The organism is Ensifer sp. Root558, from assembly GCF_001427045.1.
Lineage (GTDB): Bacteria > Pseudomonadota > Alphaproteobacteria > Rhizobiales > Rhizobiaceae > Ensifer > Ensifer adhaerens.
On the sequence record NZ_LMGC01000006.1, the window covers coordinates 134,085 to 140,627 of the forward strand.

Annotated in this window: 6 protein-coding genes and 2 pseudogenes; 2 read left to right on the top strand and 6 right to left on the bottom strand. The window is 65.5% G+C overall.

All coding sequences use genetic code 11. The annotated features are described in order from the left end of the window. Window positions 1–186 precede the first annotated feature (186 nt). Entirely contained in the window at window positions 187–1,407 is a 1,221-nt protein-coding gene (locus ASD63_RS09995) for a hypothetical protein (RefSeq protein ID WP_034790274.1), read from the top strand. 10 nt (window positions 1,408–1,417) lie between these two features. Then, on the top strand, window positions 1,418–2,059 hold the full coding sequence (locus ASD63_RS10000; protein ID WP_034790276.1) for a PQQ-binding-like beta-propeller repeat protein: 642 nt from the start codon (window positions 1,418–1,420) through the stop codon (window positions 2,057–2,059). A 223-nt stretch (window positions 2,060–2,282) separates the two neighbouring features. Here the strand turns inward: ASD63_RS10000 and ASD63_RS10005 are convergent, their stop codons facing one another. From ASD63_RS10005 to ASD63_RS10030, 6 genes and pseudogenes are all read right to left on the bottom strand, one after another. Further along, entirely contained in the window at window positions 2,283–3,113 is an 831-nt protein-coding gene (locus tag ASD63_RS10005; RefSeq protein WP_060520010.1) for an alpha/beta hydrolase, read from the bottom strand. An 85-nt stretch (window positions 3,114–3,198) separates the two neighbouring features. Continuing rightward, window positions 3,199–4,800, bottom strand: coding sequence for an MFS transporter (locus ASD63_RS10010; protein WP_060529159.1), 1,602 nt, complete (start codon window positions 4,798–4,800; stop codon window positions 3,199–3,201). Beyond that, on the bottom strand, window positions 4,797–5,252 hold the full coding sequence (locus ASD63_RS10015) for a DoxX family protein (protein WP_060529160.1): 456 nt from the start codon (window positions 5,250–5,252) through the stop codon (window positions 4,797–4,799). Before ASD63_RS10015 ends, ASD63_RS10010 begins: the two co-directional genes overlap by 4 nt. 54 nt (window positions 5,253–5,306) lie before the next feature. After that, the gene (locus tag ASD63_RS10020) at window positions 5,307–5,522 is read right to left on the bottom strand and encodes a hypothetical protein (protein WP_060520016.1); all 216 of its coding nucleotides are present in this window, start codon (window positions 5,520–5,522) and stop codon (window positions 5,307–5,309) included. Window positions 5,523–5,708: 186 nt separating this feature from the next. After that, window positions 5,709–5,988 (bottom strand): annotated as a pseudogene (locus ASD63_RS10025) (amidohydrolase); the annotation flags it as partial. Between the two features lies 1 nt (window position 5,989). Continuing rightward, a pseudogene (locus ASD63_RS10030) lies at window positions 5,990–6,543 on the bottom strand (amidohydrolase family protein); the annotation flags it as partial.

Here is a 6,543-nt window from a genome sequence, read left to right on the forward strand (position 1 = left end):
CGACAGGAGCTTCGAAAGAATTTCATAATAGGTGCAGATTCACATTCGATGCAGCCTTGAAGGCATGCGCCCGACTGTTTCCGCTTGATTGTGCGACGAAGCTTCTTTCTGTTGTCCGTTGCCACCTGAGAGATAGATAAAGGCTGGAACACGGCTTGCGGGAGTGACAAGTGTGACGGGATTTCGATGGATTCGCTGATCACCGCCGCGGCGCGAGCACTGGCGTCGGGCGACCCGCTCGGCGCGCTGAAGCGGGTGGCGCTACGCGACGATCCGCCGGCACTGGCGCTGCGCGGCATCGCCATGGCCCAGCTTGGAGACTTCACCCGCGCAAAGGTCCTGCTGAAGAACGCCGCGCGCGCCTTCGGCACGAAGGAAGCGGTGGCGCGGGCGCGGTGCATCGTCGCCGAGGCAGAGATCGCCATCGTCTCCCGTGATCTTTCCTGGCCGATGCGGGCGCTCGACGCCGCCCGCTCGACGCTCGAAACCCATGGCGACCACCTCAACGCCGCCCACGCCCGCAATCTCGGGGCACGGCGCCTGCTCTTGATCGGCCGTCTGGACGAGGCCGAGAACTTGCTTGCCGATATCGATACGGCGCGGCTGACACCGCTGTCGAAAGCCGCCCACGACCTGGCGCTCGCCGGCATCGCCGTGCGCCGGTTGCGAACCGAGGCCGCCACCGCCGCCTTCGGGCGGGCGGGCGAAGCGGCACGGGCGACCGGCATTCCGGCCCTGATCTTGGAAGTTGAAAACGCGGCCGCCGTGCTTAAAGCGCCGGCTGCCCGCCTCATGGCGGATGGGGAAGAGCGCTCGCTGCTGCTTGGCGAGGTCGAAGAGCTGCTTGCTTCCGGCGCCCTCGTCATCGACGCCTGCCGGAACCTCGTCCGAAGACAAGCGACCTTGTGCACGCTTGCCACTCGGCCGGTGCTCTTTGCGCTGGCGCGCGCGCTGGGCGAAGCCTGGCCGGGAGACGTCTCAAGGCGAACCTTGCTCGCCCGGGCCTTCGGCGCACGACATGTCGACGAATCCCACCGGGCAAGGCTGCGTGTCGAAATCGGCCGGCTGCGCGAGGAACTGCGCCCGCTTGCGGATATCACGGCGACGAGCGATGGCTTCCGGCTGGTGCCGCACGGCAAGCACACGGTCGTCGTCCTTGCCCCGCCGGTCGACGAGCGACATGCGACGATGCGGGCGCTGCTGGCGGACGGCGAGGCCTGGTCAAGTTCGGCGCTCGCAATCGCGCTCGACGCCAGCGCGCGCACCGTGCAGCGGGCGCTCGAAGAGCTCGCCTCGCAAGGCAAGGTTATGCCGATCGGGCGCGGGCGGGCACGGCGCTGGGTCGTGCCGCCGATTGCCGCATTCCCGACAGTGTTGTTACTCCCTGGCCCTTTGCCAAACGAATAGGATCAGACCCATGAAAAGATCCGAAGCCGAAATCATCCAGATATATGGCCCGTTCCCCGGGGCAGACCAGGTCCATGGCGTCACCTTCGACGGCCGGAACGTATGGTTCGCCGCCGGTGACACGATCAACGCCTTCGACCCGGAAAACGGTGCGCCCGTCCGCTCGATCGACGTCGCCGCGCATGCCGGTACGGCGTTTGACGGCAAGCACCTCTTCCAGATCGCCGAAGATCGCATCCAGAAGATCGATCCGGAAACCGGGAAAATTCTCGCGACAATCCCGGCGCCAGGCGGTGGCGGCGATTCCGGCCTTGCCTGGGCCGAGGGCACGCTTTGGGTTGGGCAGCATCGGGGCCGCAAAATTCATCAGATCGATCCCGAGAACGGCGCAATCCTGCGCACGATCGAATCCAAGCGCGTCGTGACCGGGGTGACCTGGGTCGATGGCGAACTCTGGCACGGCACCTGGGAGGGTGACGAAAGCGATATCAGGCGCATCGATCCGCAAACGGGAGCGGTGCTCGAAACGGTCGCCATGCCGACCGGAATGGGCGTATCGGGCCTGGAGTCCGATGGCGGCGAGCGCTTCTTCTGTGGCGGCGGCCCGAGCGGCGTCGTCCGGGCCGTTCGCCGGCCGAAGCGGGCGCGCTGAAGACACTGACGATGAATTCCTGGCAACCGGCGCGGCTGCGCGCCGCTGTCGGTGCGGCGCCGGCACTACAGCGCCGCGCGCCTTTGAGGCGCATAGAGGGCGCTGTAGCGCTTCGAAGCGCTGCATGTTCCGTCCGCACAACCGGCGATGAATAGGGAACCATGCAGTAGCGTTGTCCCGGCACGGTCCGCAATACCCGGACACCGCGGACCGTGCCCGAGCTTTAGGCCTTAATGAAGGCGAGCAGGTCGGGATTGATGACATCGGCATGGGTTGTCAACATGCCATGTGGATAACCCTCATAGACCTTGAGCGTGCCGTTCTTCAGCAGCTTCACCGCCAGTCGCGCGCTGTCGTCGATCGGCACGATCTGGTCGTCGTCGCCGTGCATGACCAGCGTCGGCACGTCGATCGCCTTCAAGTCTTCGGTGAAGTCGGTTTCGGAGAAGGCCTTGATGCCTTCGTAATGGGCCTTGGCGCTGCCCATCATGCCCTGACGCCACCAGTTGCGGACGACGCCTTCCGATACCTCGGCACCCGGGCGGTTGTAGCCGTAGAACGGGCCGGCCGGAACGTCGAGGAAGAACTGGGCGCGGTTGGCAGCAAGCGCCGCCCGGAAACCGTCGAACACCTCGATCGGCAGGCCGCCCGGATTGTTTTCGGTCTTGACCATGATCGGCGGCACGGCGCCGACGATGATCAGCTTGGAAACCCGGCCGCCGCCGTGGCGCGCCACGTAAGCCACCGCTTCGCCGCCACCGGTGGAGTGACCGATGTGGATTGCATCGCTGAGGCCGAGCTTGGTGGTCAGCGCCGCAACATCCTTCGCGTAGTGTGCAATGTCGTGTCCCTCGCTCACCTGCGTCGAACGGCCATGGCCGCGGCGGTCATGGGCGATGACCCGGTAGCCCTTGCTGACGAAATAGAGCATCTGCGCATCCCAATCGTCCGCCGACAGGGGCCAGCCATGGTGAAAGACGATGGGCTGGCCCGAGCCCCAATCCTTGTAGAAGATATCGACGCCGTCTTCAGTCCTGACGAAGTTCTCGGTCATGGGAACGGTTCCTTTGTTTGGGTTGGGTGTATGTCTTCGAGATGTGGCCCCGGCGCGAGATCCGCGCCGGGACGTGCGGTCCGCGTCAACCGAGATGGGGGTGGTTGATCGCGAGAAAGTGGTTGACGACCGGCGCGGCCGGCCCCTTGTGGTAGCGGCGGACATCGTCCTGAATGTCGGCATCGGCCTTCGACACGCGCTTGTGCTGGCGCAGATGCTCTGCCCAGGATTCGACCATAAACCATTCGACCAGCCGTCCGGGATCGGCCGCGTCCTCGGTCACGCCCCAGCCATAGGCGCCGTCGCGCCGCCGCTCGTGCGACAGGCGGGCGAGCGCCTTCAGGAACTCGGACCGATCCGCCTTGTCGATCGTATATTCGATCAGGACGAGAACCGGTCCGCGGTCGTGTTCGACCGGCTCGCTGGTCAGCGGCTCCGGCCAATGATTGGAAGGAATGAGATCCGCCTCACCTTTCGGCAGCTTCATGGCGTGGAAGGCGAAGCCGACTGAGAGAAGGCCGATGGCCGCCACGGCGAGCGTGAAGGGCACGCCGATCGCCGAGGCGGTCGCGCCCCAGGCAAGGCTCCCGCCGGTCATCGCGCCGTTGAAGACGGTCAGATAGACGGCGAGCGTGCGTCCGCGCACCCAGTTGGGCAGGATCGCTTGCGCGGTGCTGTTCAGCGTCGTCAACGCCGTGATCCAGGCCGCACCACAGACGAGCAGCGCCGCCACCGCCACCCATTGCGCCGGCGCGAAGGAAAGCACGCCCATGACGGCGGCGGTCAGGACCGCGGACAAAAGCAGCAATCCGTCGGCATCCATCCGGGCCCGCAAGCGCGGCATCACCAGCGCGCCGCCGATTGCGCCGGCGCCGACGGCGCCGAGCAGGATGCCGTAGAAGCTGGCGCCGCCGCCGAGAAGCTGGCGGGCGACCAGCGGCAGCAGCGCCCAGATCGCACTTGAAAAAGCGAAAAACACGGCTGCACGCAAAAGCACCACATGCAGCTCGCGGCTGGCGCGCGCATAGCGCAGGCCGGCCCGGAAGGCGCCGAGGAAGCGCTCGGCGAGCGCGTCGTCCTCCGGCACCTGCCGCCGCCACCAGACCAATGCGGCAATGACGAAGACATAGCTGATGACATCGACGCCATAGGTGACGGCCGCGCCAAACCAGGCAAGCAGCAGGCCGCCAAGCGCCGGGCCGATCGCGCGGGAGATGTTGATGCCGAGCGAGTTCAGCGCGACCGCGCCCTTGACGTCCGGTCGCGACACGAGCTCCGGCACGATCGCCTGCCAGGTGGGGGCAACCAGCGCTGCGCCGATGCCACCGACAAAGGTAAGCGCAATCAGCGAGGTCACCGACTGCAGCCCGCTTGCAGAGAGGAACAACAGGCAGAGGCTCGCAGATGCGAGCAGGAACTGCACGACGATCAGGAATTTGCGTCGGTCGAGAATATCGGAGAGCACGCCGGCGGGAATGGCGAGCAGGAAGATCGGCAGCGTCGCGGCCGCCTGGATCATCGAGACGGCGGCGGGCGTTGCCGACAGGTCGGTGACGAGCCAGGAGCTAGCGACATCGCGGATGAAGCTGCCGGTGTTGCCGATGATCGTCGCCACCCAGAGCACGGCGAAAACCTTCTGGCGCAAGGGCGCGAAAGTGCCGGCGTTGTTGGTCGCTGCCTGCGTCATTGGCCGCCCCTCTCCGTGGATGCACGTTCGCGCAGATCATAGACTGCAACGAGCACGAATGCGCCGGCAAGGCCGATATGTTCGAAGAAGCCGTTTGTCGCCATCGCGCGCTCCATGCCGGGCGGCAGTTCCCAGAAGCGGAATGCGAGCAAGGTGGCGGCGAGCGTGAAGGCCGCAAGCGCGCTTGCCGCCGCCCAGCGGTAGAAGCCTGAGAGAACGAGAGCCGACATCGCAAGCTCAAACACGATGACGCCGACAGCAAAGAGCGGTGCCGGATAGAGGCCGAAATGCTCCATCTCGGCAAGCGCGCCCGGGAAGTCGAAAATTTTCGTCAAGGGTCCCTGGATATAGGCCGAGCAGAGCGCCAGCAACCCGACGAATATGACACGGTTGCCGGAAAGGCCCGGCCGGAGGCGAACGGCGAGACGGTTTTCGAGGGAAGAGGGGCTCAATCTTTCGTTTCCTTGTCAGGCGGTCTTCGGCTTGATGGGCGGCAAAGCCGCCCCTCATCGATTTTTCGGCCATTTCAAAGCGGTGATCGCGCTCTGGGATATGCCTTGGTAGTAGGCTCCATGCTTCGCCGGCGGATGGTTCACCACGACTTTCGCCGAGAGGTGCCGGACGCCCTCAGTCGGCGAGGCCGAGGCCTGCTCCGGTCCGAGCGATGCGTTGAGCAAGATTGAGACAGCGGCCATCGCGACGGCGCCGGCTTTCGTGCGCATTCTGCGTTTCCCTTCCGCTATCGTCACACCGCCCAGCAGGAGCATCCAAGCGCGCCGAAGAAACCCTTAAGGTCGGCGATCGGCAGTTTCGACGTCCAGGCGCCGGCATGATCGTGGCCATGNATCTCCGCGGGCATCGCATCGCGCAATGCCAGCCGCTGGTGTTCATGCATGATTTGCGTGCCTTCACACCGCCCAGCAGGAGCATCCAAGCGCGCCGAAGAAACCCTTAAGGTCGGCGATCGGCAGTTTCGACGTCCAGGCGCCGGCATGATCGTGGCCATGGACGCCGCAATCGCTGGCGCAGCCGCACGACGTGATCGCGGTGCGCCGGAGCGAGCGCTTTCCGGCGCCCTCGGGCTCACCCCAGGCGGCATAACCGCCGAAGGTGCGGACCGGCGACCAGTCCGGGATCGCATCCACCACCCGCACACGGAACTCCGCGGGTTCGGCTTCCACCGCCTCGNCACGACGTGATCGCGGTGCGCCGGAGCGAGCGCTTTCCGGCGCCCTCGGGCTCACCCCAGGCGGCATAACCGCCGAAGGTGCGGACCGGCGACCAGTCCGGCATTGCCGGCGGCACCTTGTTCTCGTCGTGAGAGGCAAATTCGCCGGCCGCATAGACGATCTTGCCGCCGACCATCGTGAGCTCTGACGTGAGGAAGGAAATCTCGTCCTCGGCGCAGTTGAAAAAATCCTTGTCCGGCACGATGAGGTCGGCGAACTGCCCCTTCTCAATCCGGCCTTTCTTGCCTTCCTCGTTTGAAAACCACTGCACTTTCTCGGTCCACATCCGAAGCGCCGTCTCGCGRTCGAGGCAGTTGGCGCGCGGGTAGAGCTGCAGGCCGCCGACAGTCTTGCCGGTCACCATCCACGACAGCGAAACCCAGGGGTTGTAGGATGCGACGCGGGTCGCATCGGTACCGGCGGAGACGTTGACGCCCTTTGCCAGCATCTTGGCCACCGGCGGCGTCGCTTCAGCGACACCATGGCCGTAGCGCTCGACGAAGTACTCGCCCTG